Raw genomic sequence first — 25,559 nt, 5'->3', positions numbered from 1 at the left:
GGGGGGGGGGGGGGGCGCCCCCCCCCCCCCCCCCCGAGGTGGTGTATCACGAAGACCGCTTCATGGGCGCGCTGGCGGTCAGCAGCTTCAAGCTCGGCTAGGTGCCGCGCTTGCCCTTCATGCGCTCGGCTTCCTTCTCGGCCGCCTTGCGCGCCGCCTCTTCCGCCTTGATGCGCTCTTCTTCGGCGTGCGCCGCCAGTGCCACGGCGCGGGTTTCAGGCGTCTCCAGCGAAATGCGGCCCAGCGCGCCGCTGCGGTAATCCAGCAGCAGCATGTGCGAGGCCTTTTCGAAGTCCCAGTCGCCGCCGCGCAAACGATAGCTGCGCAGCTGCGCCACGCGTTCGACCAGCGCCACGCCATCCATCTTCGACACGTCCGCCTTGTAGCGCGCCTTCAGCAGCTCCGGATAACGCTTCAGCAATTCCTCCGCCAGCCACACCGCCACTTCGTCCTCGATCAGCGCGTTCGAGCCGATCGCATGGGAAGCCGCCAGCGCCATGCCGTCGGACGGCATCTCGATCTTCGGCCACAGCAGGCCCGGGGTATCGATCAGCACCGTTTCCATATCCAGGTAAATCTTCTGCTGCTGCTTGGTCACCGCCGGCTCGTCGCCCACCTTCGCCACGCGACGCTTGAGCAGCGCGTTCATCAGGGTCGATTTGCCCACGTTCGGGATACCCATGATCATCATGCGCAGCGGCTTGGTCGGCTCGTTGCGGTGCGGCGCCAGCTTGCGCGCCTTGGCGATCACTTTCGCCACGTCGGACTGCTTCTTGGTGGTCATCGCGTACGCGGTGACGGTCTTGTCCTGCTCGAAATGACGGATCCAGGCTGCGGTGGCATCCGGGTCGGCCAGGTCGATCTTGTTCAGGATCTTCAGGCAAGGACGCTGGCGGAACTTGCGCAGCTCCTCCACCAGCGGGTTGCAGCTGGCCGCAGGCAGGCGTGCGTCGACCACCTCGATGACGACGTCGACGTCGGCCATCTGTTCCGCCGCTTTTTTCTTGGCGGCGTTCATATGCCCGGGGAACCATTGGATAGACATGCTCTTTGCCTTACAAATCGAATCAACAATCCGCTATTTTACATGGCGGAACCGCTTTGATACTATTTGCCATTATTGTAACTTTTAGTTTTCAGCATGAAGCTCCTGCCCCTGCTGCTGGCCCTTGCCCTGGCGCCTGCCGCCGCCGAAGATAACGCGCCGCAATCGGTCAACGTCTCCAACGTCCGCGATCCGGCCTTTAAATCCTACCGGCTTATGTTGCGCGGCTTCGAAGCATTTGAAAAGCACCAGGGGCTGGCGCCGAAAGCCGCACTGCGTTTCAAGCTGCTGCCGGGCCCCGAAGTCCAGCGCTCCGGCCTCGAACTGCGCCTGGCGGGCGACAGCACGTCGATTCCGGTGCCGCTCGACGATGAACTGTCGTTCAGCCTTCCGCGCGACGACGCTGCCGCCAAGGACGATGCCGACCTGCGCACCAACCGCAAGCGCGGCGCGGTGCGCTGGTCACCCGACATCCGCACGCCCGGCCTGGCGCCGGACACGCGCCGGCTGGGCGACATCCGCCTGGAGTGCCTGGTGTTCTGGACCATTGGCCGGGAAGACACCAACCTGCTGGTACGTACCATGTTCTCCGCCAACAGCAACCCGTGCGACTCCGCCAACGCCAGCTGGTACGACGAAACCGAGCGTCCACTGGCCAGCGCCCAGCTGCGCGAAGGCGGCCGCGTGCTGCCGCTCAAGCTTTGGAAGAAGAAGATGGGCTTCCAGGCCCCGCTGCGCGACAAGAGCTGGAGCGACGACGCGGTGATCGAACTGCGCTACTTGAGCAGCACCCAGCCATAAGAGGTATCGGTGCGCTCGCCGCTGGCGCCGGGCGCGATGCCGAAGCGGCAGCCCGCCACATAGTCGACCGCGTCGCGCACCACCTGCGGCGCAAAGCCGCCTGGTTCCGCCACGATGCCGCGCGCCTGGCCATCGGCGCCGACCAGGAAGCGCAGCTTGATGCCGGCTTGCGCGCTGCGGCGTTGGTCCAGGTTCACGTAGCCGGCGATGCGCCGCGCAGGCTTGCAGCTGCCCGCCAGCAGTACCGGCCGCAGCGGTGCAGGCCCGTCCAGCTTCCAGGCATACTGGATCGGGAACACGGTGCCATTGCGCGACTCTTCCAGGCCAGGCTTGAAGCGGCAGCGCGCCAGCCCTTCCAGCGCGGCCTGGTCGAGGATGGTCCAGCCGCTGCCGCCGCGCACCACGGGCTTGAGCACCGCGCCATCCGGGCCGATACGGAACTCCAGCGTTGTGACGCCTTCGATTTCATAGCGCAGCGCCTCGCGCGGCCAGGCGGGGACGGTGCAGCTGGCCGGCGTGGCCAGCGACTGATAGGGGAACGCGCTGGCACCGGCCAGCGCAAGCAACAAAGACAGCATCTCAGATTTCGGCCAGGGCTTTTACGTGCGCCACCACGCTGCGTCCCAGCGCGGACAGGTTGTAGCCACCCTCCAGGCAGCTGACAATGCGGCCCTGCGCATGCTCGCGCGCGACCGCCATGATCTGTTCCGTCATCCAGGCGTAATCCGCCTCCACCAGGCCCATGCCGCCCAGGTCGTCCTCGCGGTGCGCGTCGAAACCGGCCGAAATGAAGATCATCTGCGGCTTGAAGGCGTGCAGCGCCGGCAGCCATTTTTCCTGCACCAGCTGGCGCACCACGTCGCCCTTGGAGCCAGCCGGCACCGGCACGTTGACGCGGTTCGGCGTCTCCGGCAGCACATCGCAATACGGATAAAAAGGATGCTGGAAGTAGCTCACCATCAGCGCGCGCGGCTCGTTCAGCAGCGCTTCCTCGGTACCGTTGCCATGGTGGACGTCGAAGTCCACTACCGCCACCCGCTCCAGCCCGCGTACGTCCAGCGCATGCTTGACCGCGATGGCCACGTTGTTAAACAGGCAGAAGCCCATCGGCTCCGTCGGCCGCGCATGGTGGCCGGGCGGGCGCACGGAGCAGAAGGCGTTGTCGATCTCGCCGTCGATCACGGCATCGGTGGCGGCGACTGCGGCACCGGCGGCGCGCAGTGCGGCCTGCCAGCTATGGGCGTTAAGCGAGGTATCGCCATCGATCGGGTAATAGTCGCCGGCCGCAGGCAGGTTGTCGCGCACGATGGCGATCGCATTGGCACTGTGGTTGCGCGCGATCGAGGACACGTCAGCCAGCGGCGCATCGCGGTGTTCCAGCAGGTCGTCGATGTGGGAGTTGATCAGCTGGTCGGCGATGGCTTGCAGGCGCGCCGGACATTCTGGATGCCAGCCGCCCATTTCGTGGCGCTGGCAGTCGGGATGACTATAAATTGCTGTGCTCATGTATCGCGTTCTCGCATAGAATGCGACTAATCTACCACGCGGCGGGACGAGCCTCAAAACCATGTATACCAAATTGCACGCCGTAGCACGCCAGGTCGGACAGGTCATCGTCGGCAAGGAGCTGCAAGTACGCCAATCCCTGACCTGCCTGCTGGCTGGCGGCCACCTCTTGCTGGAAGACTTGCCGGGCGTCGGCAAGACCACCCTGTCGCACGCGCTGGCGCTGTCGCTGGGCCTGCAGTTCAACCGTATCCAGTTCACCAGCGACCTGCTGCCGGCCGACGTGGCCGGCGTATCGATTTACGAACGCGAACTGAACGCCTTCAGCTTCCATCCCGGCCCGATCTTCACCCAGGTATTGCTGGCAGACGAGATCAACCGCGCCACCCCGAAGACCCAGTCCGGCCTGCTGGAAGCGATGGAGGAACGCCAGGTCTCGGCCGATGGCGTAACGCGCCCGCTGCCCGAACCGTTCTTCGTCATCGCCACGCAGAACCCGACCCACCAGGTAGGCACTTTCCCGCTGCCGGAATCGCAGCTGGACCGCTTCCTGATGTGCATCTCGCTCGGCTACCCCGACGCCGCCGCCGAACGCGCGCTGCTGATGGGCGAAGACCGCCGCCAGATGCTCAAGCACCTCGGCCCGGCCATGACCCCGGCCGAACTGTCGGCTGCGCAGCAAGGCCTGCGCCAGATCCACGCCGCGCCGGCCCTGATCGATTACGTGCAAGCGCTGGCGCAAGCTTCGCGCCAGAACGGCTTCTTCGCCGAAGGCCTGAGCCCGCGCGCCGCGCTGGCCCTGCTGCAGGCCGCCCGTGCCTGGGCCGCATTGGAAGGCCGCGACCACGTGGTTCCGGAAGACGTGCAGGCCGTGCTGGTGCCGGTCTGCGCGCACCGCCTGCGCCCGGTCAAGTCCTCGCACGGCACCGCGCTGGCCAGCCGCGACCTGGTACTGCAGCTGCAAAAATCCGTCCCGGTTTAAAGCCATGCTTGCCCCAGCGCGGAGAATACTTGACCGCTGGCTGTTCCAGCTGAAGGAAAAAGAGCCCGGCGAAGTGGAGCTGGTGATGCGCCGCGTCTTCATCCTGCCCACCCGCCCCGGCATGGCCTTTGTCGGCCTGCTGCTGATCATGCTGGTTGGCTCGGTCAACTACAACCTGGGCCTGGGCTTCGTGCTGACCTTCTTCACCGGTTCCTGCGCCATCGTCGACATGTATATGACCGCCAAGAACCTGGCCTTCCTGCGCCTGGCGCCCGGCCGCGCGCAGCCGGTATTCGCCGGCGACGAGGCGCAGTTCGAATTCAATGTGCGCAACACCAGCAAGCGTGACCGGTACGCCGTCTGGCTCGGCTTCCAGGACGAAGGCGAGCCGCGCCAGGCCATCGATGTGGCGGCCGGCGGCAGCGCAGCCCTGGTGCTGTCGCGCCCGACGAAGGAACGCGGCTGGCTGCCGGCGCCGCGCGTGCGCCTGTTCACGCGCTTCCCGCTAGGCCTGTTCGGCGCCTGGGCCTACTGGCAGCCGGACCTGAAAGTACTGGCCTACCCGCAGCCGGAAGCGGCGCCGCCGCCGCTGCCCACCACCGGCGCCGCGCGCGAGGACGGCCACGGCACCGTGGGCCTGGACAATTTCGCCGGCATCCGCAACTACCAGCCGGGCGACCCGATGAAGCACCTGGCCTGGCGCCAGATCGCGCGCCTGCACCCGGCCGACGGCGGCAACCTGGTCAGCAAGCATTTCGAAGGCGGCGCCGTATCCGACCTGCACCTGGACCTGACCACGCTGCCGCCCTACCTGCATCTCGAAACACGCCTGTCGCGCCTGGCGGCCTGGGTGCTGGAAGCCGAACGCCGCGCCCTGCCCTACTCGCTCAGCGTGGGCCACCGCCATATCGCGCAAGGCCAGGGCGAAGCGCACTGCGCCGAATGCCTGCGCGCGCTGGCCCTGTACGGCAAGGAGGGCGCATGATCGCCCGCCTCGCCGGTCCGCTCACGCGCGACAAGGCCGACACCCTGCTGCTCCTGCTGGGAGCCCTGATGGTGCTGGCGCCGCACTTCGCCCACCTGCCGCTGTGGACCTCCGCCACGGTCTGCCTCACGCTGCTGTGGCGCGCCGCCATCACGCTGCGCGGCAGCCGCCTGCCGCCATTGTGGCTGCTGCTGCCGGTGTCGCTGCTGGCGATGGGCGGCGTCTACCTGAATTACCGCACCCTGCTTGGGCGCGAGCCGGGCGTGACGATGCTGACCCTGCTGCTCACCTTCAAGCTGCTGGAAATGCATGCGCGGCGCGACCTGTTTGTAGTGATCTTCCTCAGCTTCTTCCTGCTGCTGACGAATTTCTTCTACTCGCAATCGATACCCACCGCCGCCATGATGATCGCCACCATCATCGTCCTGCTGGCGACCCAGGTCACGTTCCAGTACACCGGCGCCGTGCCGCCGCTGGCCACGCGTCTCAAGCTGGCGAGCCGCGTGTTCCTGATCGCCGCCCCGCTGGGCGCCCTGCTGTTCATCGGCTTCCCGCGCATCCAGGGGCCGCTGTGGGGCTTGCCGGGCGATGCCGCCGGCGGCAAGACCGGCATGTCCGATACCATGGCGCCCGGCTCGATGAGCAACCTGGCGCTGTCCGAGGAAGTCGCCTTCCGCGCACGCTTCCAGGGCGCCGCGCCGCAGCAGCAACAGCTGTACTGGCGCGGCCCGGTCCTGAGCCGCTATGACGGCCGCACCTGGAGCCGCATCGGCCGCCCGCTCTATTCACTGGGCACGGCGCGTCTGATGGAACAGCTGGAATGGCGCGGCACGCCCATCCCATACGAGGTGACGCTGGAACCGGGCCGCCGCCAGTTCCTGTTCATGCTCGAAATGAGCGGGCCGGCCCGTAGCGCCAGCGAAGGCAGCGGCGCCTATTCCGACGAGCTGGAACAGCTGGTGCAGGCGCCGGCCGACAAGCGCATGCGCTACACCGGCGTCGCCCACCCCGACTACATCGCGCAAGCCGGCTTGTCGCCGCAGCAGCTGCAACGCTGGCTTGAGCTGCCGCAAGGCTTTAACCCGCGCACCCTGCGCTACGCCGCCCAGCTGCAAACCCTGCGCGCGGAGAAAGGCGACGATGCCGCGCTGGCCGCCGCGCTGGACTATTTCCGCCGCGAGTTCGAATACACGCTGCAGCCAAGCCTGCTGGGGCGCGATGCGGTCGACGAATTCCTGTTCGATACGCGCAAGGGCTTTTGCGAACACTTTGCCGGCGCCTTTGTCTACCTGATGCGCGCCACCGGCTTGCCGGCGCGCGTGGTGACCGGCTACCAGGGCGGCGAACTGAATCCGGTCGACGGCTATTACACCGTGCGCCAGTCCGACGCCCACGCCTGGAGCGAAGTCTGGCTCGGCCCGCAGCGCGGCTGGACGCGGGTCGACCCGACCGCCGCCGTGGCGCCCGAGCGCATCCGCAGCAGCCTGGCGCAGACCCTGCCCGAAGCAGCGCCTTTCGGATTGCAAGGCTTAGCCGGCCTGGCACGCAACCAGGACTCGTGGCTGGCAAAGATGCGTTTTGGCATCAGTGCGATGAATAATGCTTGGAATCAATGGATCCTCGATTACAATCCAAACAGGCAGCAACATTTCCTTAGGGAACTTGGCGCCGCCTTCGGCGACTGGCGCCTGCCGGCCGCGCTGGCCGCCATTGGCGGGCTGGTGCTGCTGTTGCGGCGCGGCCGTGCCGAACGCGCGCGCGATCCGGTCGACGCCGCCTATCTCGCCTTCTGCCGCCTGCTGGCGCGGCACGGGCTGGAAAAAGCGCCGGATGAAGGACCGCAGAGCCTTGCCCAACGCGTGCGGCAGCTGACCCTGCCGTCTGAGAAAATGGCTGCCATGACAGGATTCCTGGAGCTTTACGGCGCGCTCAAATACGGCCTGCCGCAAGCGCCCGCTAACCAAATCGCACGGCTGAACAGTTTGCTGAAGCAATCCCGATGACACTCTTTAAGAAATTCCCCACCACCGTGCTGGCCCTGGCCTGCCTGGGTTTCATTGCGCCGCCGCAGGCCGATGCCGCGCCGCGCAAGCCGGTCAAGAAAGCCGTCAAGAAAGCCGCACCGAAAAAGCCCGCGATCGATTACAGCGGCGAGTTCGTCAACTTCGGCCAATGGAAAGAAGTGCAGCAATTCATGGGCGATATGGAGCAGAAACATGGCTTCCCTATCGCCGAGCAGGAGAAGCTGTTCCTCGAACTGCGCTATATCGATTCCGCGGTACAGCTGGTAAAGCCGGCGCCGCCCGGCAAGCCCAAAAACTGGCAAGCCTATAGCGCGCGCTTCATCGAACCGAAGCGCATCAACGCCGGCGTCGAATTCTGGAACGCCAACCGCGACACGCTGGCGCGCGCCGAAGCGCTGTATGGCGTACCGGCCGAAATCATCGTCGGCATTATCGGCGTGGAAACCATCTACGGTCGCGACATGGGCAAGTTCCGCGTGCTGGACGTGCTAGCCACCCTGGCTTTCGCCTATCCGCTGGCGCCCAACCGCGAAGCGCGCATGGCCTTCTTCCGCGGCGAGCTGGAAGCGACCATGGTGTCGGCGCGCCAGACCGGCGTCGACCCGCTGGCACTGACCGGCTCTTACGCCGGCGCCGTGGGCATGCCACAATTCATGCCGGGCAATATCTACAAGCTGGGCGTGGATTTCGACGGCGACGGCAAGGTCGATTTGCGCAATTCAGCCGCCGACGCGATTGGCAGCGTCGCCAACTTCCTGATCGCCCACGGCTGGAAGCGCGACGATCCGTCGCCCCTGGTCTACCCTGCCGCCGTGTCGCCCGAGCGCGCCTGGGAAAAGTACATCGACCATGGCCTGGACGCCAAATTCCGCGCCGAAGAATTGCTGGCGGCGGGGGTCAGCACCAACGCAGCGCTGGCCGCCGACAAGCTATATGGCCTGGTGGATTTGCAGAACGGCGCCGAGCCGACCGAATACTGGGTGGGAAGCAATAACTTTTTCTCTATCACCAAGTACAACAGAAGTTATTTTTATGCAATGTCGGTGGTGGAACTGGGGCGGGCAGTGAAGCTTTCTTTAAAAGAAACACTGTAACAAGTTGTAACTTGTGTGATTTACAAGGTGGCAAAATTACCCTAACACAAAAAATAGGTTAGAATTCTCTCAGAATGTTGCGATAGGACAACGCGTTTCGAGAGCAATATACTATTTTTTGTTGCACGCAAGTACTGCTGACCGCACTGTTGTACAATTGTGTATATATTATGAAACTTGTTAAACAGGAATCCGTTTAAGGATTAGGGTCGTTAGCAGGACAACTTTTGAGAAGGAACAGAAGACATGACCAACCAAGTCGGTACTGATATGAACAACGAGTCGGAAGGCGATGATCTGCTGCAGTACAATCCGAACCGCCTGCTCGACACCCTGATCGAAAACCTGCGCCTGAAGAACGATGCGGCCCTGTCGCGCGCTCTGGAAGTGGCGCCGCCTGTGATCTCCAAGATCCGCCACCACCGCCTGCCGGTTGGCGCATCGCTGCTGATCCGCATGCACGAGGTTTCCGACCTGAGCATCCGTGACCTGCGTTACCTGATGGGTGACCGTCGCAACAAGTTCCGCATTAGCGACAAGCAGTTCAAGCCGAAGGAAGGTTCCGGCGGCTCGTCCGAAAACAAAGGCTGATCTTAGCCTTGGTTTTTCCCTCCCCACCTGGGGAGGGAAAGCGGTGTCACGCTTACGCCGGGAACACCCCGGTCGACAGGTAGCGGTCGCCGCGATCGCAGACGATGAACACGATCGTCGCGTTCTCCACTTGCTGCGAAATACGCAGCGCAATCTCACAGGCGCCTGCCGCCGAAATCCCGCAGAAAATGCCTTCTTCCGCCGCCAGCCGGCGCGCCATGCGTTCCGCTGCAGCCTGCGACACATACTCCACCTGGTCCACGCGCGCCTTGTCGTAAATCTTCGGCAGGTAGGCTTCCGGCCATTTGCGGATGCCAGGGATCGACGAGCCCTCTTCCGGCTGCGCACCGATGATGCGGATATTCTCGTTCTGCTCCTTCAGGTACTGCGACACCCCCATGATGGTGCCGGTGGTGCCCATGGCGGAAACGAAGTGGGTGACGCGCCCTTCGGTATCGCGCCAGATTTCAGGACCGGTGCCCTCGTAGTGCGCGCGCGGATTGTCGCCGTTGGCAAACTGGTCGAGGATCAGGCCCTTGCCTTCCTTCTGCATTGCTTCGGCCAGGTCGCGCGCGTATTCCATGCCGCCAGTTTTCGGCGTGAGGATGATCTGCGCGCCGTAGGCCGCCATGCTCTGGCGCCGTTCTTCGCTCAGGTTTTCCGGCATCAGCAGCACCATTTTGTAACCGCGGATCGCCGCCGCCATCGCCAGCGCGATGCCGGTGTTGCCGCTGGTGGCTTCGATCAAGGTGTCGCCCGGCTTGATCTGGCCGCGCTCTTCGGCGCGGCGCAGCATGGACATGGCGGCGCGGTCCTTGACCGAACCGGCCGGGTTGTCGCCTTCCAGCTTGCCGAGGATGATGTTGCCACGGGCTGCGGCTTCCGCCCCCGGGATCCGCACCAGCTGCACCAGCGGCGTGTTACCGATCGTGTCGGCGATTGTCTTGTATCCCATGATTCCTGCAGTATTTTGTTTTATTAAACGTCCATTCTATCCGCTCCGGCGGCGAGCTGCAGGGACATGAATACATAGCCCAGGCTCTCGCCGTCGATGCGGAACAGGTCCTCGATTTCGCCGGTCTGCTGGAAGCCCATCTTGCGGTAAAGCCCGCGCGCCGGCGCGTTGCCCGCCAAAACCTCCAGGTCCACCCATTCCAGCCCCTGCCCGCGCGCCCATTCCACGGCGGTGGCCACCAGCGCCGTCCCCAGCCCGCCGCGCCGCGCGTTGCGGTGCACGCCCATGCCAAGCAGGCAACGGTGGCGCGCCGCCGGCTCGGGGCGTGAACGCAGGTCGATATGGCCGATGATGTCTTCGCCCTCCAGCGCGACCCACACCCGGCGCCAGCCTGGCTGGCCGAAATGCGCCTGCAGGCCGGTACTGAAGCCGCTCGCCTTTTCGGGCGGGAAGCCGGAGCTGCTGCGCGACATGGGCTGGAACAGCGGTGCGCCATCGCGTCCGTTATCCAGCAAGTGGTCATTCAGGTAATGGAAGAAGACGGCCAGTTCTTCGGAATGCAGCGGCCGGATGGTGAAGGTCATGACAAATCATAGCAGGCCCGGGCGATTGCATTAAACTACATGAATTACGACAGGAGTTTGAGCCCATGAGCGACAACGAAGTTATCTCCATCCCATCCACCATGGAAGGCCGCCGGCACCAATTCAATCCGGTGCTGACCGAGCAGGAAATCAAGCGCCTGCACCGTTTTGGCACCATCCGCCAGTACGCGCGCGGGGTGCGCATTCTGGAAGCGGGCCATACCTGCTTTGGCATGCTGGTCACGCTGAAGGGCTCGATCACCATCTGCAAATACGATGGCCTGGGCAATTCGGAATTCCTGACCGAGCATGGTCCCGGCGAATTCACGGCCGAGGTATCGCAGCTGTCCGGCCGCCCTTCCCTGGTCAATGCGACCGCCAAGGACGATGTGGAAGTGCTGGAAGTGTCGCCGGAAAACCTGCGCGCGCTGGTGATCGCGGAAGCGGAGCTGGGCGAGCGCATTGTGCGCGCGCTGATCCTGCGCCGCGTCGGCCTGCTGGAGAGCGAAGGCGGCGGCCTGGTGCTGGTTTCACCACAGGGCAATGCGGCCTTGTTCCATTTGCAGTCTTTCCTGCGCAGCAACGGCTACCCTTACCGCATCCTCGACCCGAAGGACGACGAGCAGGCGCGCGCCCTGTGCGAGTACTACCAGCCCGGCCCGGACGACTGGCCGCTGGTGGTGTGCCCGGACGGCGCGGTGAAGAAGAACCCCAGCAACGCGGAAGTGGGCTTCTGCATTGGCCTGCTGCCAGTGATTGAAGACAAGTTATGGGACGTGGTGGTGGTTGGCGCCGGCCCGGCGGGCCTGGCGACGTCGGTCTATGCGGGCTCGGAAGGCTTGTCCGTACTGGCGCTCGAACAGCGCGCCTTCGGCGGCCAGGCAGCTGCCAGCGCGCGCATTGAGAACTATCTCGGCTTCCCGACCGGTATCTCGGGTGGTGCGCTGGCGGGCCGCGCCTTCGTGCAGGCGCAAAAGTTCGGCGTGGAAGTGGCGATCCCGGCGCCGGCCACGCGGCTGCTGTGCGACAGCTGGCCGCTGCGGGTGGAGATCGACGGCGGCCAGATCGTGCGCGCCAAGACGGTAGTGCTGGCCAGTGGCGCGCGCTACAAGCGCCCCGCCCTCGACAACATCGGTGAATTCGAAGGACGCGGCATCTATTTCTGGGCCTCGCCGATCGAGGCCAAGCTGTGCAAGTCGGAAGAAGTGGTGCTGGTGGGCGGCGGCAATTCCGCCGGCCAGGCCGCCGTGTTCCTGTCCGGCTATGCGCAGAAAGTGCACATGGTGATTCGCGGCGATGGCCTGAAAGCCACCATGTCCACTTACCTGATCGACCGCATCAAGGCCACGCCGAACATCGAACTGCATACCCACACCGAAATCGTGGCGCTGGAAGGCAACGACGATGGCCTGTCGCGCGTCACCTTCCGCTGCAAGGATACCGGCGAAGTCGATAGCTGCGATGTATGCCGCATGTTCCTGTTCATCGGCGCCGACCCGAACACCGCCTGGCTCGCGGACTGCGGCGTGGAGGTTGACGCGCAAGGCTTCATCCGCACCGGCTTCGACGCCATCAAGGACCAGTGCCGCGCCAAGATGACGCTGGCCGACGCGCCGCAGCGCGCGCCGCTGGAGACCAGCGTGCCGGGCGTGTTCGCAATTGGCGACGTACGCTCGGGCTCCACCAAGCGCGTAGCGGCCGGCGTCGGCGAAGGCGCGGCCGTGGTGTCGCAGATCCACGCCTTCCTGGCCAACCTGCCTGTCACATCGTCTTGAAGCGGTGCTGGTAGCGCTGGCTGACCGGCAGCCGCGCTCCATGCCCGCGCAAGGTCAGCCACATCGCATTGTCGCCATCGCGCACGGCGGCGGCAATGCGTTTTACCGCCACCACATAGCTGCGGTGCACCTGCCAGAATCCCGCCCCTTCCAGCGTTTCCGCCAGCTCCTTGAGCGGCGTGCGGATGTGCGCTTCCATACCGTCCGCCACCACGCGCGTGTATTTATCTTCCGCTACGAAGTACAGGATGTCCACCAGGTCGATGAAGTGCACGGCCTGTCCCACCGAGGCCTGGATCCAGGATGGCGCCCCCGACGGCGGCGCCGCGGCCGCACCGCGCATGCTGTCCGCAAGATGCCTCAGGTCCGGCGGCGGCAGCAAGATGCGCTGGCGCAGGCGTTCCACGGTGCGGGCCAGCCGCGCTGCATCCACTGGCTTGAGCAGGTAGTCGTGTGCCCCCTGCTCAAACGCAGCCAGGGCGTGGTCGTTGTAAGCCGTGACGAACACCACGTGCGTTTGCGAACCGAAGGTCGCGGCAACCTGGAGCCCGTCGAGGCCCGGCATGCGGATATCAAGGAATGCGATATCCGGCGCCAATTCGCGTGCCCGGCGTAGCGCATCGAATCCATCCGCCGCATCCGGCAGCAGTTCGGCTTCCGGCCACAGCGCCGCCAGCAGTTCACGCAATTCCGCGCGCAGCAATGGCTCGTCGTCCGCGATCAGGATGCGTGGCTTCATGCGCGCGCCTCCACCGGCAGCAATAGTTCCGCTTCCGTCGCACCGTCGGCAGCCTGGCGCAGGGCGAAGGCGGCCTTTTCACCGTACAGCGCATGCAGCCGATCACGCACATTGCGCAGCCCAACGCCGCTGCCCAGCACCGGCGCGTCCTGCTGCAAGCCGGCGCCGTCATCGCGCACTGTGACACTCAGACGGTCGCCGCACATCGCGGCAACCACGCTGACGGACACTGCGCCCGGCTTGGGCTCCACGCCATGCTGCACCGCATTTTCCACCAGCGACATCAGCATCATCGGCGGTACCGATATCTCGCGCAGCGCATCGGGACAATCGATGCGCGTGCGCAGCCGGCTGCCGAAACGGATCTCCATCAAGCCCAGGTAGTGCCCCGCCAGTTCGCACTCGCGGCCCAGCGTGGACGCCGGCGTGCGCATGTCCGGCAAGGCCGTGCGCAAGTAAGCGATCAGATGGTCCAGCATGACCACCGCCTTATCGGGAGCGTGGCGCACGAGGTAGCGCGTATTGGCCAGGGTGTTGTACAGGAAGTGGGGCTCGACCTGGGCCTGCAGCGACTTCAATTCCGCCTGAACGGCCGCGCGCTGCAGCTCCGAGATTTCCAGGGCGCGCGCCTGGCGGCGCGCGAACAGCAGCGGAATGGTCAGAATGGCCGCGCCAAAAGCCAGCGCGCTACCCAGCATCTGTACCGGCGACAGCGCCATCAGCAGGTAAGCCTCGGTCAACCGTCCATACGCCAGCACGGCCGGCACGGCGCCCGTCAGCAGCAGGAGCGGCTGCGCCGCCCAGCACCAGGTCCAGCTTGCGCCGCGTGGCAGCATCATGCGCAGCAATTGCGCGCCAGCCAGCACAAGCGCCGCATCGAGCAGCAAGGCGCCAAACAGAGCCAGGTGCGAGTATGAGCCGCTAAGCAGCGGCAACGCCACCGAACCGCCGAACATAGCGGCGCTGACGCGGCCTTCCGTCCGGTTCATCGACAGGATTTGCCGCAATGCGGCTTCGGGGCCGGTGTGCATCTTACAGGCTCGGCTTCGTGCTCAGGGAGCGCCAGTACTCGCGTGGCGGCATTTTGTCGACCGGCACACTATTGTCGACAATCTCCATTTTCAGCTCGTCGATCCAGACGGTACCACCGCCCCCGCCATTCACGCCGAAATTCAGCGTGCGGGCATCGTCGGCGACATCCAGCGTCACGCTGCGCAGGTGCCAGCCGTGGCTGCCTTTAATCGGCTTATCCTGGCTGTTATAGAAGCCGCCCATGCTACCGTCTTCCCGGTCCACGCGCATCCATAGACCGGACCAGTTGCCGATATTCTCGGTGCGGACCTGGGCCGAGAAGCGCACGCGCTTGCCGCGATAGTCATCGGCGGCAACCGACTGCATCAGGGTGGCCCAAGCCTCATGCTTGTCCGTCCTGGCGCGCAAGAACTTGGCAACGCTACCGCGCCGCACACCGTCCGGGTCGGCGCCAATCTGGTAATGCTCAGGATTCTCGCCGGCGAGGAACCAGCTCTGATCAAGTTTGGCAGTAGGTTCTGCCAGCGCCAGCAGGGAATACGCGGCGATGGAGGCAAGGAACACAATGTGGGATTTCATGGGGCGTCAGTTTCTCATGGCACGACGGAATTGTCATGCCCATAACTTTGCCCCAGCGCGCGCGGCTGCGGGGCTGCATGCGATAAACGCTGCCCGGCGCCGATAAACGCTCCCGTCTAGCGACGATCGAAAATGCGGCCGCCATTGTCCTGCGCCAGCCAGGCGAATCCGCTGGCGTCCAGGAAGCAGCGCGCATCTTCGCCCAGCAGCATGGCGATGGTGCTGGCACTGCCTGCCGCCACCGCCAGCGGCGCCAGCACGCTGACTGAGCGCCAATAGGTGACCGGCATGCCGGTGCGCGGGTTCAGGATATGGCAGTAGCGCTGTCCATCCAGCTCGAAGTAGCGTTCGTAGTCGCCCGACGTGGCCAGCGCACCGCTTGCGACCTCGATCGAGGCGATGGTGCGCTGCTCGTCGCGCGGGTCCTGGATACCGATGCTCCACGGCGTATCGTCGGCCTGCGGACCGAACACGCGCAGGTCGCCGCCCAGGTTCACATAGCCGTGGCGCAGGCCTTGCGCCTGCAGGATGGCGGCCGCGCGGTCCGCCGCATACTCCTTGCCGAAGCCGCCGAAGTCGAGCTCCATGCCCGCCAGCTGCAGGCGCACCTGCGCCGCGCCTGCAACAGCGCGGCGTTCGACGTGCTGCCAGCCGACCAGCGCCAGCAAGGGCTCGAGCTCGGATGCGGATGGCACGCGCGGCGTGCGGAAGTCCCATGCGCGGCGCAGCACGCCGGAGGTGATATCGAACAGCCCATCGCTCAGCACATGCAGCTGGGCGGCGTAATCGAGCAGGCCGGCCGCCTCCGCATCGAGCGCGATCCACTCCCCGCTGCCGGCGCTGGCGTTGATGCGGCCCACGATGCTGGCGGGCCGGTAGCGCGAAAAGGCGCGCTCAATGCGCAGCACCTCGTCGATGGCCGGCTGCGCCAGCGTGCGCGCCGCTCCCTCGCTGGGTGCGCACAGCATCACCTGGCAAGGCGACGCCATGGCGCTGAATTCGACCGCCCAGTTCACCACGTGCGCACCGCCCCCACCTGCCAGGAACGTGCGTCAAAGCGCGCCAGGCCTGGGCTGCCGCTGCCCGTCCAGCGCCAGGACGACATCTGCCGGTACTGCTCGGCCTTGATGTACGCCGTCCAGCCGCCGCCGATTTCGCGCGCCAGCTTCAGGCCGAAGGTCGCCGCACCGAAAGCCGCCATGCGCTGGTCGGCCGTGGAGGGCTTGGGGGACGCGAAGTTATAGCCCGGCGGGTAAGGCTCGCCGAATAGCGGGTCATACACCGGATCGAAATAGAAGTCCGCCGCCGACTGCGAATACAGGCGCAGCGAAGGCGTGACCATCCAGCCGCCCGCCAGCGGGCGCTCGTACTCGCCGCCCACGGCATGGGCGCGGATGCCGAAACTGTCGCGGAAATAGCGGTAATGGAGGCGCAGCGCCGCCGCATGGTCCAGCGCATGGTTCCAGCGCAGCAGCAAGGCATCGGTATCGCGTTCGCGCGGCCGGTTGTCGACCTGCTTGTACGGGTCGGAATAGTAGCCGCGGCCGCGCGTATGGGTGTAATCCGCCTTCACCACGTCACGCTTGCCCAGCACCTGCTCGATGCCGACCATGAATTCCGTGGTGTGGCGCCGTTCGCCCACCACGCGCTGGTTGACCGGCGAGATCGTATCGTTCGACACGCCAAAGCCCAGCGAGCCCACCGTATTGCGGTCCTCGCTCGAGAGCGAGGCCGAGGCCGAATAGGCGCGCGAACGGTAGTCGTTTTCGTTGGAGACCGCCGCGCCCAGCCCGAGCGTCGCGTGGCCGAAATAACGGGTGACGCGCACATCGCCCGCCTTGCGCTTTTCGTCCATGCGCGAGGCGCCGCTGACCGCCGTGTGGTAGCGCGGCGTAGCCCCGGACAAGTGGTCCAGCACCGCCCCGCCCTCCACCAGCCATGCTCCTGCCAGCGGCATGCTCAGGTAGACCGAAGGCGAATTGACCTTGACCCGCCTCAGCTCCGGCTGTTCATCCTGGTAGTGCAGCATGCCGATGCCCAGCGTGGAGGTCTCGGGCAGCGATTGCGCCGCCGCATCCAGGCCCGGCAGCGCCAGCGCCGCCAGCATCAGCGCCGATACCGGCGCCTTCTTCTCGTTCGGCCCCGCCATCAGTTGCACCCGCAGCCGCCGCCGCCCACGCTGCCCGCACCGAATGCCGCCTCGCGGCTGTCGTAGGTGTGGGCCGCGTAGCGCCCCTCCACCCGGTTGCCATCAAAACGCATATTCGGCTGCGCCAGCGCGCCCTTTTCCCAAGGCTGCACCGGCTGCACCGCGCAGCCACCGAGCATTGCCACCGCCAGCGCGGCAAGGACAAATCGCATGTTTGCTCCTAAGGTTGGAGAGCGGCACGGATGCGCTCTTCGAGCTTATCCTTGTCCGCCTCGTTGAATCCCGAATGCATCCACAGCAGCTGGCCATCGCGGCCGACCAGGGCACTGCTCGGCATGCCCTTGATGCCATAGGCTTTCGGCGTTACGCCGGCCGGGTCGTAAGCGATGGTGAAGCTGGCGGGCACTTTGGCCAGGAAGGCCGCCGCATCCTCGCGCTTTTCGTCGACATTGATGGCCACCACCTGCAAGCCGGCAGGGCCATGGCGCTGCTGCAAGGTGTTCATCCAGGGGAAGGACTTGCGGCACGGGCCGCACCAGGAGGCCCAGAAGTCCACATAAACCACCTTGCCGCGCAAGTCCGCCAGGCGTGCGCCGGGCAGGTCGAAGGACGGCGCCAGCGCAGGCGGCGCTGCCTGCGCCGCAAACGCGAACGCGGCCAGCGCGCCGGCCGCACTATACCTCAGGCGCGCGCTCACGGCGTACCCGCGTTGAACCACTGGCCAATATAGTCGCGCTCTTCCTGCGTCATGCCAGTCTGGTTCAGGTAAGGCATGAATTGTGACTGGACCGTCACCGCGTAGATCTGGCCGGCGCGGTTACGGATTTCCTGCTCGGTATCCAGGCGGATACCGTTCGGCGCCACAGGATAGCCCGGTATGGTTGGCTTCACCGAGTGGCACGGCACGCAGCGCTGGGTGATGATGGCTTTGACCTGCGAGAACTGCGGCCCAACCGGCACCGCGGCCTTGATCGCCACCACGACGCCACCGCCAGCGGCGCCAGCAAAGGTCCAGCTACCGGTCACATACCCGGTCGCCGCGTTCACCGAACCGGTCAGGTTGATGGTGCGGCCACCGCCGCTCATCTGGGCGGTAAGCTTGCCGCCGTTGGCCACCGTGCCGGTGCCGCTCATATCGGCGCCGGAGACGTTGTTATGCGCCGTCAGCGTAATGCCCCCGTTGGCGTTAAAGGTGAAGGAGACCGGGCCGCCTTCGGTACCGCCGAAATTGCCGTCGTACTTGCCAACGTAGGTCGCCACCGGCGTTTCCGGCAGGGTCATCCCCCACGGCAGGTATTCGATACCATTCCTGGTACTCGGTTCAGTCAGCGACACGTTCTCGGCCGAATCGGCGAAGAAGCGCAGCATTTGCGCCCGCGTCACGGTGGTGCCTGTCGGGTTGGTGCCGTTCAGGTAGCTCAGGTTGAAGTCGTAGCCGCCCTGGTCCGGCGCACGGTGCAGCACATTGTTATACAGCACCGTCAGGAAGGCGGCGTTGTCCAGGCTGCCGTATTTCGAGGAGAATTCCTGGCTGTCGATAAAGGACTGCGAAATCACGTCCGGCACCACGCCGTTATCGTAGGCATTGATGTAGAAGCCTAGTCCCCAGACGTCGGGAGCGCGGTCAAAGGCGGCCTGGTACAGGCGGAACGACTGCCCGGCATTACCTGCAAGATCGAAGGCGACGCCCCCATCCAGCATGCGCAAGCGCTGGCCCGCTGTATAGGTGGCGGTCTGGCCGGTGGTGATATCGGTGACCAGGAAATTGCCGCCGGAAGCGACAATCGTGTATTGGCTGCGGTAGCCCGGCAGGTTTACTTCCGGCAGGGCCGCAGCCTGGATGGCGGCAGCGGCGGCAGTTCGCGTTGGCGATTTTGCTGCGATCGACGTATCGTTATTGCCGCCGCAAGCGGCCAGGCTGAGCATGATGCCACAGCAAGCTAGGCGGAACATCGGTTTCATGTAAAGGCGTCCCTCTTCAAGTAAAACCAAACCATCCGCCTTTATCTTACCTTATTTGCGCGTTTCCTTGCGTACAGCCCCATCGCGCGCCTTGCCGTTGACCATCAGCCCCGCCTCCGACAGTTTGATGGCGTTCTTCTCGCCGATGCCTTTGACACGCTGCTCGAAGTCCGACCAATCCTTGAACTCACCCTTGGCGCGCTCAGCCATGATGGCTTTGGACTTGGCCGGACCAATGCCTTTGATACTGTCGAGCGCGGCCTGGTCGGCTTTATTGACGTCAACCTGGGCGAACGCCATGCCCATGCAAGCCACCAGCGTGGCGGCGGCGAGTAGCAGTTTCCTGATCATGATTGCCTCCTAAGTGGGTCGCGAGAAGACCTCGCCCAGCCACAACGCAGCACGCGCCGGACGGCTGACGCAGTCCGCGCGGCGTTTGAGGCAGATCAATCAACGCACAACTAATTCCACACGACGGTTCTTTGCCCGGCCTTCATCGCTGGCATTGCTGGCCACTGGCGCCAGGTTGGCCACGCCGCGCGGCGTCATACGGTTGGCGGCGATGCCGTACTTGCCGGCCAGCGCCTCAGCCACCGCTTGCGCGCGCTTTTGCGACAGGCCCAGGTTGGACTCGAACTCGCCCTGGTCATCCGTATGGCCAACGATGAAGACCTTCATGGCCGGGCTGGCCTTGAGTGCCTTGGCCATTTGCTCCAGTTGCTCAGTCGACTGCTCGCGGATGACGGCCTTGTTGGTGTCGAAGGTCACGCCATACAGCGCCACCTTGCCGTCGCGCTGCAAGCCTTCCTGGATCGCCTTGGTATCAACAGTGACCTTGCCACCCTCCAGCGTGGCCGGCTCGATGATTTGCACGAACTGGCGCACGCGCTGGTATTCGTTGTGGTCGCTCAATGCAACCTGAACATAAGTATTGCCGCCCGGCCCAGGCTTGGCTGCGCTGATCAGGTGGAAGCGCGGCTGGTTGGCGCTATTGAAGATGCTGCTGACGTGGGCGTTGAACTCTTTCCAGCTCGCCTCACGCGGCAGTTCCTGAACCAGGTACTGCACCTTCGCCTTCTCGCACTGGTCGGTCTCGCAGGCGTACAGGACTTTGAAACCGGCGGCCGTCAGCGCCTGCTGGAAATTGCGGTGCACCTCCAGCGCGCTACGTCCCTTCGGCCCCCAGTAGAAGCGGTTGGCCACCTTGCCCTCTACCGCGCGCAGGGCAGGCTTAGAGCCTTCCAGATCGACTATGCGCGCCGGCCCCATGTTCTCCCCGCCGTACATGTACAGCATGGAGCCCTCATAGCGGCGCAGCAGCGGATGGTCGCTGCCGCCGGCGATATCTTTAGTGAAGTTGGGTTGCGCGCTGGCTTGCAGAGAAATAGCCACCAGCAGGATCGGGAGGTAGGCACGCATGGCAATCGCTCAGAGTTGGATGGATTGCCAATATAACAAAAAGCAAAACAGGGACGTAACACGTTTCCGCGCTGCGGAAACGTGTTACGTCCCTGTTTTGCCTTTGAGAAGGCTTAGGCGGGGAAGAGCTCGTCGCGGGTGACGGTGGCGGTGCCGAGCTTGCCGACCACGATGCCGCCGGCGCGGTTGGCGGTTTCGACGGCTTCTTGCCAGCCGGCGCCTGAGCCGAGCATGGCGGCCACGGTGGCGATCACGGTGTCCCCGGCGCCGGAGACGTCGAACACTTCACGGGCGCTGGCCTGGACGTTGAAGATGCCGTCGCCAGTGAACAGGGTCATGCCCTCTTCCGAACGGGTCAGCAGCAGTGCGTCGAGCTGGAGTTCGGTGCGCAGGTTCTGGGCCTTGGTGATCAGCTGCTCTTCGCTGTTCCAGGAGCCGACGATGCGCTTCAGCTCGGACTTGTTCGGGGTGAGCACGGTGGCGCCTTTGTATGGCGAGAAGTCGTCGCCTTTCGGGTCGACCATCACAATCTTGCCGGCGGCGCGCGCGGTGGCGATCATTTCGGCCACGTCAACCAGGCCGCCCTTGTTGTAGTCGGACAGCACGATCACGTCGTACTCCGGCAGCAGGGTCTTGAACTGCACCAGCTTGTTGCGCAGTACGGCGTCGCTTGGCGCTTCTTCGAAGTCGATACGCACCATCTGCTGCTGGCGGCCGATCACGCGCAGCTTGATGATGGTGGAGATGGCGTTGTCGTGCTTCAGGTAGCTGTGGATGCCGCCGCCTTGCAGCAGCTGCTCCACTTCGGCGCCAGCTTCGTCGGCGCCGATGATGCCGAGCAGGCCGGCATGCGCGCCCAGCGCGGCGGCGTTGCGCGCGACGTTGGCGGCGCCGCCCAGGCGGGCTTCGCGGCGCTCAATGCGCACCACCGGGACCGGGGCTTCCGGCGAGATGCGGCTTACATCGCCGAACCAGTAACGGTCCAGCATGACGTCACCGGCGACGAGGATGCGGACTTTGTCGAGGGCAGGAGCTTGGGTCATATCAGTTCATCACATTAAGTTCTTCGGTGCGGCGCGGCGGGTAGGAATCCCAGCGGCTGCAGCCCGGGCAGTGCCAGTAGAACTGGCGCGCTTTGAAGCCGCAATGGCTGCACTGGTAGCGGGCCAGCTTTTGGGTGTAGCCGTGCACCAGGTTCTTCACCATCGACAGCTCGGACAACACAGCGGCCGGCGCGTCCATCATGCGTGCTTCCAGCAGCTTGTCGAGGCCCAGCAGGGTCGGGGTGCGGCGCAGTTCGTCGATCACCACTTGCTTGGCGGCGTCCACGCCATCCAGTTCGATGACGGCCTTGAACACCACTTCCAGCAAGTCGATCGAGGAGGCTTGCTCCAGGTAGGACTTGAGCAGGCTGACACCTTCCTGCGGACGGCCCACTTTGCGGTAGCCATCCATCAGGCGCGTCGCCACCAGCGCGGTGTGCGGCACGGATTGCTGCTCGACGCGGCGCCAGGTCATCAGCGCGGCTTCGGTGTCGCCTTTGGCCAGTTGGGCGTCGCCGCACAGGATGGTGGCGCGTACGCTGGCGCGGTCGGCCTGCAGGGCCTTTTCCAGCAAGGCTTCCGCTTCCTCGGGCTTCATGTGCACCAGCGCGTCCTGCGCCAGTTCGCAGTAGAACTGCGAGATTTCCTTTTGGCGCGAGCCGGCGCCTGCTTCCTGCAATGCCAGGGCGGCTTCGATGGCGCGCTGCCATTCCTTCTCGCGCTGGAAAATCTCCAGCAGCGCGCGGCGCGCCTGCACCGCGTGCGAAGTATCGAGCAGGCGCTTATAGGTTTCTTCCGCGCGGTCCAGCAGGCCGGCTTTCAGGTAATCCTGGCCCAGCTCATATTCGGCGTGGGCGCGTTGTTCGGCCGGCAGGTCGGGACGCGACAGCAGGTTCTGGTGCACGCGGATCGCGCGCTCGGTCTCGCCGCGGCGGCGGAACAGGTTGCCCAGCGCGAAGTGCATGTCGGCGGTTTCGGGATCGAGCTTGACGATCTCGATGAAGGAATCAATGGCGCGATCCGGCTGGTCGTTCAGCAGGTGGTTCAGGCCTTTGTAATAGCCGCGCGGCAGGGTGCGCGATTCGGACACCACGGCGCGGATGTCGACGCGTGCGGCGATCCAGCCGAGGGCGAAGAAGGCTGGGATGCCCAGCAGCCACCAGAGTTCAAAATCCATATTTTTCTTAGTGCTGGGTGTTGACGCTATCCGGCTGCGGGCGCTCGTTCACTTGCATGGCAGCGGTCTGCAGGGACTGGATAGTGGATTTCTGCTTGTTCGATTCGCGGCGCTGGCGGAACAAGGTAGGGGTCAGCGCGAGGATGCTCAGGGCGGCGCCGGCCACGAAGAAGGCCAGCAGCATCAGCACCAGCGGGCCGCGCAGCTCGTAATTGAGGAAGAGATGCAGGTCTACTTCCTGCGTGTTTTTCAGGGCAAAACCAAAGAACAGGACAAACAGGACAACGCCGAAGGCGGTCGAAATTAATTTCATTGTCGGTTCCAAATTAAAAAAGGGGCAGGCAAATGCCCGCCCCCTTCATTCTACTAGCCAGAGACTCAATCCTCGATGATCGGTTGCCCGACCATCGCATCGACCCTTTCGCGCAACTGCTTGCCAGGCTTGAAGTGAGGAACCCGTTTTTCAGGAACCATCACCTTGTCGCCGGACTTCGGATTGCGTCCAATGCGTGGCGGCCGCGAATTCAGGGCAAAGCTGCCAAAACCACGGATCTCGATGCGCTGGCCGTCAGCCAAAGCGTTGGTCATCGCATCGAGGATGGTCTTGACGGCATACTCCGCATCTTTAGCCACCAGCTGAGAGTAACGCTCAGCCAGGCGGTTGATCAATTCGGACTTAGTCATCTAAGTGCTCGGTAGATTAGTTCTTGTTGTCGAACTTAGCCTTCAGCAGCGCGCCCAGGCTGGTGGTGCCGGATGCGGCGCTGGAATCAGCGGCCATCTTGGACATCACTTCAGCAGTTTCTGCGTTGTCTTTAGCTTTGATCGACAGCTGGATCGAACGTGCCTTGCGATCGATGTTGATCACCAGGGCTTCCACGGAATCACCAACCTTCAGGTGGGTGCCGGCATCTTCCACGCGGTCGCGGGAGATTTCGGAAGCGCGCAGGTAGCCTTCAACTTCTTCGGACAGGGCGATTACGGCGCCTTTTGGCTCAACCGACTTAACGGTACCGGTAACCAGGGAGCCCTTGTCGTTCATGGCTGCGAAGTTGTTGAATGGATCGCCTTCCAGTTGCTTAACGCCCAGGGAAACGCGCTCACGCTCAACGTCGATTGCCAGAACCACGGCTTCCAGTTCGTCACCTTTCTTGAACTTGCGTACGGCTTCTTCGCCGGACTCGGTCCAGGACAGGTCGGACAGGTGCACCAGGCCGTCGATGTTGCCTGGCAGGCCGATGAACACGCCGAAGTCGGTGATCGACTTGATTGCGCCCTTGACCTTATCGCCCTTCTTGTGGGTCATGCCGAAGTCGTCCCAAGGGTTTGCCTTGCACTGCTTCATGCCCAGGGAGATACGACGACGCTCTTCGTCGATTTCCAGAACCATCACTTCAACTTCGTCGCCCAGCTGGACAACCTTGTTCGGAGCTACGTTCTTGTTGGTCCAGTCCATTTCGGAAACGTGCACCAGGCCTTCGATGCCCTGTTCCACTTCAACGAACGCACCGTAGTCGGTCAGGTTGGTGACTTTACCGAACAGGCGGGTGCCTTGTGGGTAACGACGGGACAGACCGGTCCAAGGATCGTCGCCCAGTTGCTTCACGCCCAGGGACACACGGTTCTTCTCTTGATCGTACTTCAGGACCTTAGCGGTGATTTCTTGACCCACGGTCAGCACTTCCGATGGGTGACGTACACGACGCCATGCCAGGTCGGTGATGTGCAGCAGGCCGTCGATGCCGCCCAGGTCAACGAACGCACCGTAGTCGGTGATGTTCTTGACGACGCCGGTTACCACGGTGCCTTCTTTCAGGGTTTCCATCAGCTTCTGACGCTCTTCGCCCATCGAAGCTTCGATGACGGCGCGGCGGGACAGAACCACGTTGTTACGCTTGCGGTCCAGCTTGATAACCTTGAACTCGAGGGTCTTGCCTTCGAATGGGGTGGTGTCCTTAACTGGACGGGTGTCTACCAGCGAACCTGGCAGGAAAGCACGGATGCCGTTGGTCAGAACGGTCAGGCCGCCTTTGACCTTGCCATTCACGGTACCAACGACGATCTCGCCGGATTCCATTGCTTTTTCCAGTGCCAGCCACGATGCCAGGCGCTTAGCCTTGTCACGGGACAGGATGGTATCGCCGAAACCATTTTCCAGCGATTCGATGGCCACGGAAACGAAGTCGCCTACTTTGACTTCCAGTTCGCCTTGGTCATTCTTGAATTCTTCAACAGGAATGAAAGCTTCCGATTTCAGGCCGGCGTTAACGATCACAAAGTTGTGGTCCAGACGCACGACTTCAGCGGAGATCACTTCGCCAGAGCGCATGTCTTGACGCGACAGGGACTCTTCGAAGAGGGCTGCAAAACTTTCCATTATTTATTTCCAGGTTAGCCAGTAAGGCCCGCGATATGCGGCTTCAACTGGGAAGGGTTGAACAAATTATTTGTGGGTAGCTGCCCACCATTTCAACACCTGCTCGGTCGCTTCATCAGCGTTCATTTCAGATGTATCGAGGATGTGCGCTCCCTCTGCCGGGGCTAAAGGTGCGATGGCCCGGTTCATATCCCGGTCGTCGCGCGCCTTCAAATCCATCAGCAGGTCTTGCATACTAGCAGAAATTCCCTTTCCGATCAATTGCTTATAGCGGCGATCGGCGCGGGCTTCCACGGAGGCGGTCAAAAACACCTTCAACGGGGCGTGCGGGAAGATCACGGAGCCCATGTCGCGGCCGTCGGCGACCAGGCCTGGTGTCTTGCGGAAACTCAGTTGCAGCCCGTACAGCGCTTGGCGCACGGCTGGGAGGGCGGCGATTTTTGATGCAGTATTGCCAACTTCTTCGGCGCGGATGGCGTCGGTGACGTTTTCTTGCGACAAATAAATGGCGTCGCCGGCGAAGTGGATGTTCAGGTGCTCGGCCAGCTTGGCCAGGGCGTGCTCGTCGTTCAGGTTGGTTTCACGGCGCAGGGCTTGCAAAGCTGTCAAGCGGTACAGTGCGCCGGAGTCCAGCAGGTGGAAGCCAAGCTTGTCCGCAACCTTGTGGGCTACGGTGCCCTTGCCGCTAGCGGTCGGGCCGTCGATGGTGATGACTGGGATGTTCGATGTTGGCATATGGT

At 63.9% G+C, this 25,559-nt stretch carries 28 protein-coding genes; 7 read left to right on the top strand and 21 right to left on the bottom strand.

All coding sequences use genetic code 11. The features are described from left to right. Positions 1-97: 97 nt before the first annotated feature. The gene (gene ylqF / locus AAHE99_RS19890) at positions 98-1,045 is read right to left on the bottom strand and encodes a ribosome biogenesis GTPase YlqF (protein WP_342119096.1); all 948 of its coding nucleotides are present in this window, start codon (positions 1,043-1,045) and stop codon (positions 98-100) included. A gap of 96 nt (positions 1,046-1,141) precedes the next feature. On the opposite strand from ylqF, the gene AAHE99_RS19885 reads away from it, so the two are divergent. Then, positions 1,142-1,846, top strand: coding sequence for a hypothetical protein (locus tag AAHE99_RS19885; RefSeq protein WP_342119095.1), 705 nt, complete (start codon positions 1,142-1,144; stop codon positions 1,844-1,846). Here the strand turns inward: AAHE99_RS19885 and AAHE99_RS19880 are convergent. Further along, positions 1,822-2,424 (bottom strand): energy transducer TonB, encoded by a 603-nt coding sequence (locus AAHE99_RS19880; protein WP_342119093.1) that lies wholly within the window; start codon positions 2,422-2,424, stop codon positions 1,822-1,824. The two genes, AAHE99_RS19885 and AAHE99_RS19880, sit on opposite strands and share 25 nt — an antisense overlap. Before the next feature lies 1 nt (position 2,425). Continuing rightward, positions 2,426-3,352 (bottom strand): histone deacetylase family protein, encoded by a 927-nt coding sequence (locus AAHE99_RS19875; protein ID WP_342119092.1) that lies wholly within the window; start codon positions 3,350-3,352, stop codon positions 2,426-2,428. Positions 3,353-3,413: 61 nt separating this feature from the next. Here AAHE99_RS19875 and AAHE99_RS19870 point away from each other — a divergent pair, with 61 nt between their 5' ends. The 5 genes from AAHE99_RS19870 (at position 3,414) to AAHE99_RS19850 (ending at position 9,028) form a co-directional block, all read left to right on the top strand. After that, complete coding sequence (locus AAHE99_RS19870) at positions 3,414-4,334, top strand: AAA family ATPase (protein ID WP_342119090.1); 921 nt, start codon at positions 3,414-3,416, stop codon at positions 4,332-4,334. A gap of 4 nt (positions 4,335-4,338) precedes the next feature. After that, complete coding sequence (locus AAHE99_RS19865; RefSeq protein WP_342119089.1) at positions 4,339-5,319, top strand: DUF58 domain-containing protein; 981 nt, start codon at positions 4,339-4,341, stop codon at positions 5,317-5,319. Then, positions 5,316-7,322 carry a transglutaminase TgpA family protein gene (locus tag AAHE99_RS19860; RefSeq protein WP_342119088.1) on the top strand — a complete coding sequence of 669 codons (2,007 nt, stop codon included), beginning with the start codon at positions 5,316-5,318 and terminating at the stop codon, positions 7,320-7,322. The genes AAHE99_RS19865 and AAHE99_RS19860 overlap by 4 nt, the downstream gene beginning before the upstream one ends. Further along, positions 7,319-8,437, top strand: a complete 1,119-nt coding sequence (gene mltB, locus AAHE99_RS19855) for a lytic murein transglycosylase B (protein ID WP_342119087.1) — start codon at positions 7,319-7,321, stop codon at positions 8,435-8,437. The genes AAHE99_RS19860 and mltB overlap by 4 nt, the downstream gene beginning before the upstream one ends. A 246-nt stretch (positions 8,438-8,683) precedes the next feature. Beyond that, positions 8,684-9,028 (top strand): hypothetical protein, encoded by a 345-nt coding sequence (locus AAHE99_RS19850; protein WP_342119086.1) that lies wholly within the window; start codon positions 8,684-8,686, stop codon positions 9,026-9,028. A gap of 52 nt (positions 9,029-9,080) precedes the next feature. Here AAHE99_RS19850 and cysM read toward each other — a convergent pair whose 3' ends face one another. Together cysM and AAHE99_RS19840 are read right to left on the bottom strand one after the other, a co-directional pair. Continuing rightward, a complete protein-coding gene (cysM, locus tag AAHE99_RS19845) occupies positions 9,081-9,983 on the bottom strand; it encodes a cysteine synthase CysM (RefSeq protein WP_342119085.1) in 903 nt (300 codons plus the stop codon). 23 nt (positions 9,984-10,006) lie between these two features. Continuing rightward, the gene (locus AAHE99_RS19840) at positions 10,007-10,567 is read right to left on the bottom strand and encodes a GNAT family N-acetyltransferase (protein ID WP_342119084.1); all 561 of its coding nucleotides are present in this window, start codon (positions 10,565-10,567) and stop codon (positions 10,007-10,009) included. A gap of 65 nt (positions 10,568-10,632) precedes the next feature. On the opposite strand from AAHE99_RS19840, the gene AAHE99_RS19835 reads away from it, so the two are divergent. Next, positions 10,633-12,342, top strand: coding sequence for an FAD-dependent oxidoreductase (locus AAHE99_RS19835; RefSeq protein WP_342119083.1), 1,710 nt, complete (start codon positions 10,633-10,635; stop codon positions 12,340-12,342). Here the strand turns inward: AAHE99_RS19835 and AAHE99_RS19830 are convergent. The 16 genes from AAHE99_RS19830 to cmk all read right to left on the bottom strand — a co-directional run bounded on the left by AAHE99_RS19830 (position 12,329) and on the right by cmk (position 25,554). Then, positions 12,329-13,081 (bottom strand): LytR/AlgR family response regulator transcription factor, encoded by a 753-nt coding sequence (locus AAHE99_RS19830; RefSeq protein ID WP_342119082.1) that lies wholly within the window; start codon positions 13,079-13,081, stop codon positions 12,329-12,331. The genes AAHE99_RS19835 and AAHE99_RS19830 overlap by 14 nt on opposite strands. After that, complete coding sequence (locus AAHE99_RS19825) at positions 13,078-14,112, bottom strand: sensor histidine kinase (RefSeq protein ID WP_342119081.1); 1,035 nt, start codon at positions 14,110-14,112, stop codon at positions 13,078-13,080. Before AAHE99_RS19825 ends, AAHE99_RS19830 begins: the two co-directional genes overlap by 4 nt. Before the next feature lies 1 nt (position 14,113). Further along, a complete protein-coding gene (locus tag AAHE99_RS19820) occupies positions 14,114-14,692 on the bottom strand; it encodes a transcriptional regulator (RefSeq protein WP_342119080.1) in 579 nt (192 codons plus the stop codon). A 116-nt stretch (positions 14,693-14,808) separates the two neighbouring features. Next, positions 14,809-15,711, bottom strand: coding sequence for an FAD:protein FMN transferase (locus AAHE99_RS19815; protein WP_342119079.1), 903 nt, complete (start codon positions 15,709-15,711; stop codon positions 14,809-14,811). Further along, positions 15,705-16,841, bottom strand: coding sequence for a DUF3570 domain-containing protein (locus AAHE99_RS19810; RefSeq protein WP_342119078.1), 1,137 nt, complete (start codon positions 16,839-16,841; stop codon positions 15,705-15,707). Before AAHE99_RS19810 ends, AAHE99_RS19815 begins: the two co-directional genes overlap by 7 nt. After that, complete coding sequence (locus tag AAHE99_RS19805) at positions 16,841-17,053, bottom strand: DUF4266 domain-containing protein (protein WP_342119077.1); 213 nt, start codon at positions 17,051-17,053, stop codon at positions 16,841-16,843. The genes AAHE99_RS19810 and AAHE99_RS19805 overlap by 1 nt, the downstream gene beginning before the upstream one ends. Before the next feature lie 8 nt (positions 17,054-17,061). After that, the gene (locus AAHE99_RS19800) at positions 17,062-17,538 is read right to left on the bottom strand and encodes a TlpA family protein disulfide reductase (RefSeq protein ID WP_342119076.1); all 477 of its coding nucleotides are present in this window, start codon (positions 17,536-17,538) and stop codon (positions 17,062-17,064) included. Next, positions 17,535-18,767 carry a DUF4214 domain-containing protein gene (locus tag AAHE99_RS19795; RefSeq protein WP_342119075.1) on the bottom strand — a complete coding sequence of 411 codons (1,233 nt, stop codon included), beginning with the start codon at positions 18,765-18,767 and terminating at the stop codon, positions 17,535-17,537. Before AAHE99_RS19795 ends, AAHE99_RS19800 begins: the two co-directional genes overlap by 4 nt. A gap of 87 nt (positions 18,768-18,854) precedes the next feature. Then, entirely contained in the window at positions 18,855-19,154 is a 300-nt protein-coding gene (locus AAHE99_RS19790; protein WP_342119074.1) for a ComEA family DNA-binding protein, read from the bottom strand. A gap of 99 nt (positions 19,155-19,253) precedes the next feature. Further along, a complete protein-coding gene (locus AAHE99_RS19785; protein WP_342119073.1) occupies positions 19,254-20,222 on the bottom strand; it encodes an OmpA family protein in 969 nt (322 codons plus the stop codon). 113 nt (positions 20,223-20,335) lie between these two features. After that, positions 20,336-21,265, bottom strand: a complete 930-nt coding sequence (rfaE1, locus tag AAHE99_RS19780) for a D-glycero-beta-D-manno-heptose-7-phosphate kinase (RefSeq protein ID WP_342119072.1) — start codon at positions 21,263-21,265, stop codon at positions 20,336-20,338. Between the two features lies 1 nt (position 21,266). Further along, a complete protein-coding gene (lapB, locus tag AAHE99_RS19775; RefSeq protein ID WP_342119071.1) occupies positions 21,267-22,442 on the bottom strand; it encodes a lipopolysaccharide assembly protein LapB in 1,176 nt (391 codons plus the stop codon). A gap of 7 nt (positions 22,443-22,449) precedes the next feature. Beyond that, positions 22,450-22,755, bottom strand: a complete 306-nt coding sequence (locus tag AAHE99_RS19770; protein WP_342119070.1) for a LapA family protein — start codon at positions 22,753-22,755, stop codon at positions 22,450-22,452. 65 nt (positions 22,756-22,820) lie between these two features. After that, positions 22,821-23,126, bottom strand: a complete 306-nt coding sequence (locus AAHE99_RS19765; protein ID WP_028100433.1) for an integration host factor subunit beta — start codon at positions 23,124-23,126, stop codon at positions 22,821-22,823. A gap of 16 nt (positions 23,127-23,142) precedes the next feature. After that, positions 23,143-24,819, bottom strand: a complete 1,677-nt coding sequence (gene rpsA / locus AAHE99_RS19760) for a 30S ribosomal protein S1 (RefSeq protein WP_155453574.1) — start codon at positions 24,817-24,819, stop codon at positions 23,143-23,145. Between the two features lie 66 nt (positions 24,820-24,885). Continuing rightward, entirely contained in the window at positions 24,886-25,554 is a 669-nt protein-coding gene (gene cmk, locus AAHE99_RS19755; protein WP_342119069.1) for a (d)CMP kinase, read from the bottom strand. Between the last annotated feature and the right edge of the window lie 5 nt (positions 25,555-25,559).

Origin of the sequence: Pseudoduganella sp. OTU4001, assembly GCF_038440195.1 — a bacterium.
Lineage (GTDB): Bacteria > Pseudomonadota > Gammaproteobacteria > Burkholderiales > Burkholderiaceae_D > Rugamonas.
Note: the sequence above shows the minus strand (reverse complement) of the source record. Positions and strands in the feature narration are given on the sequence as shown.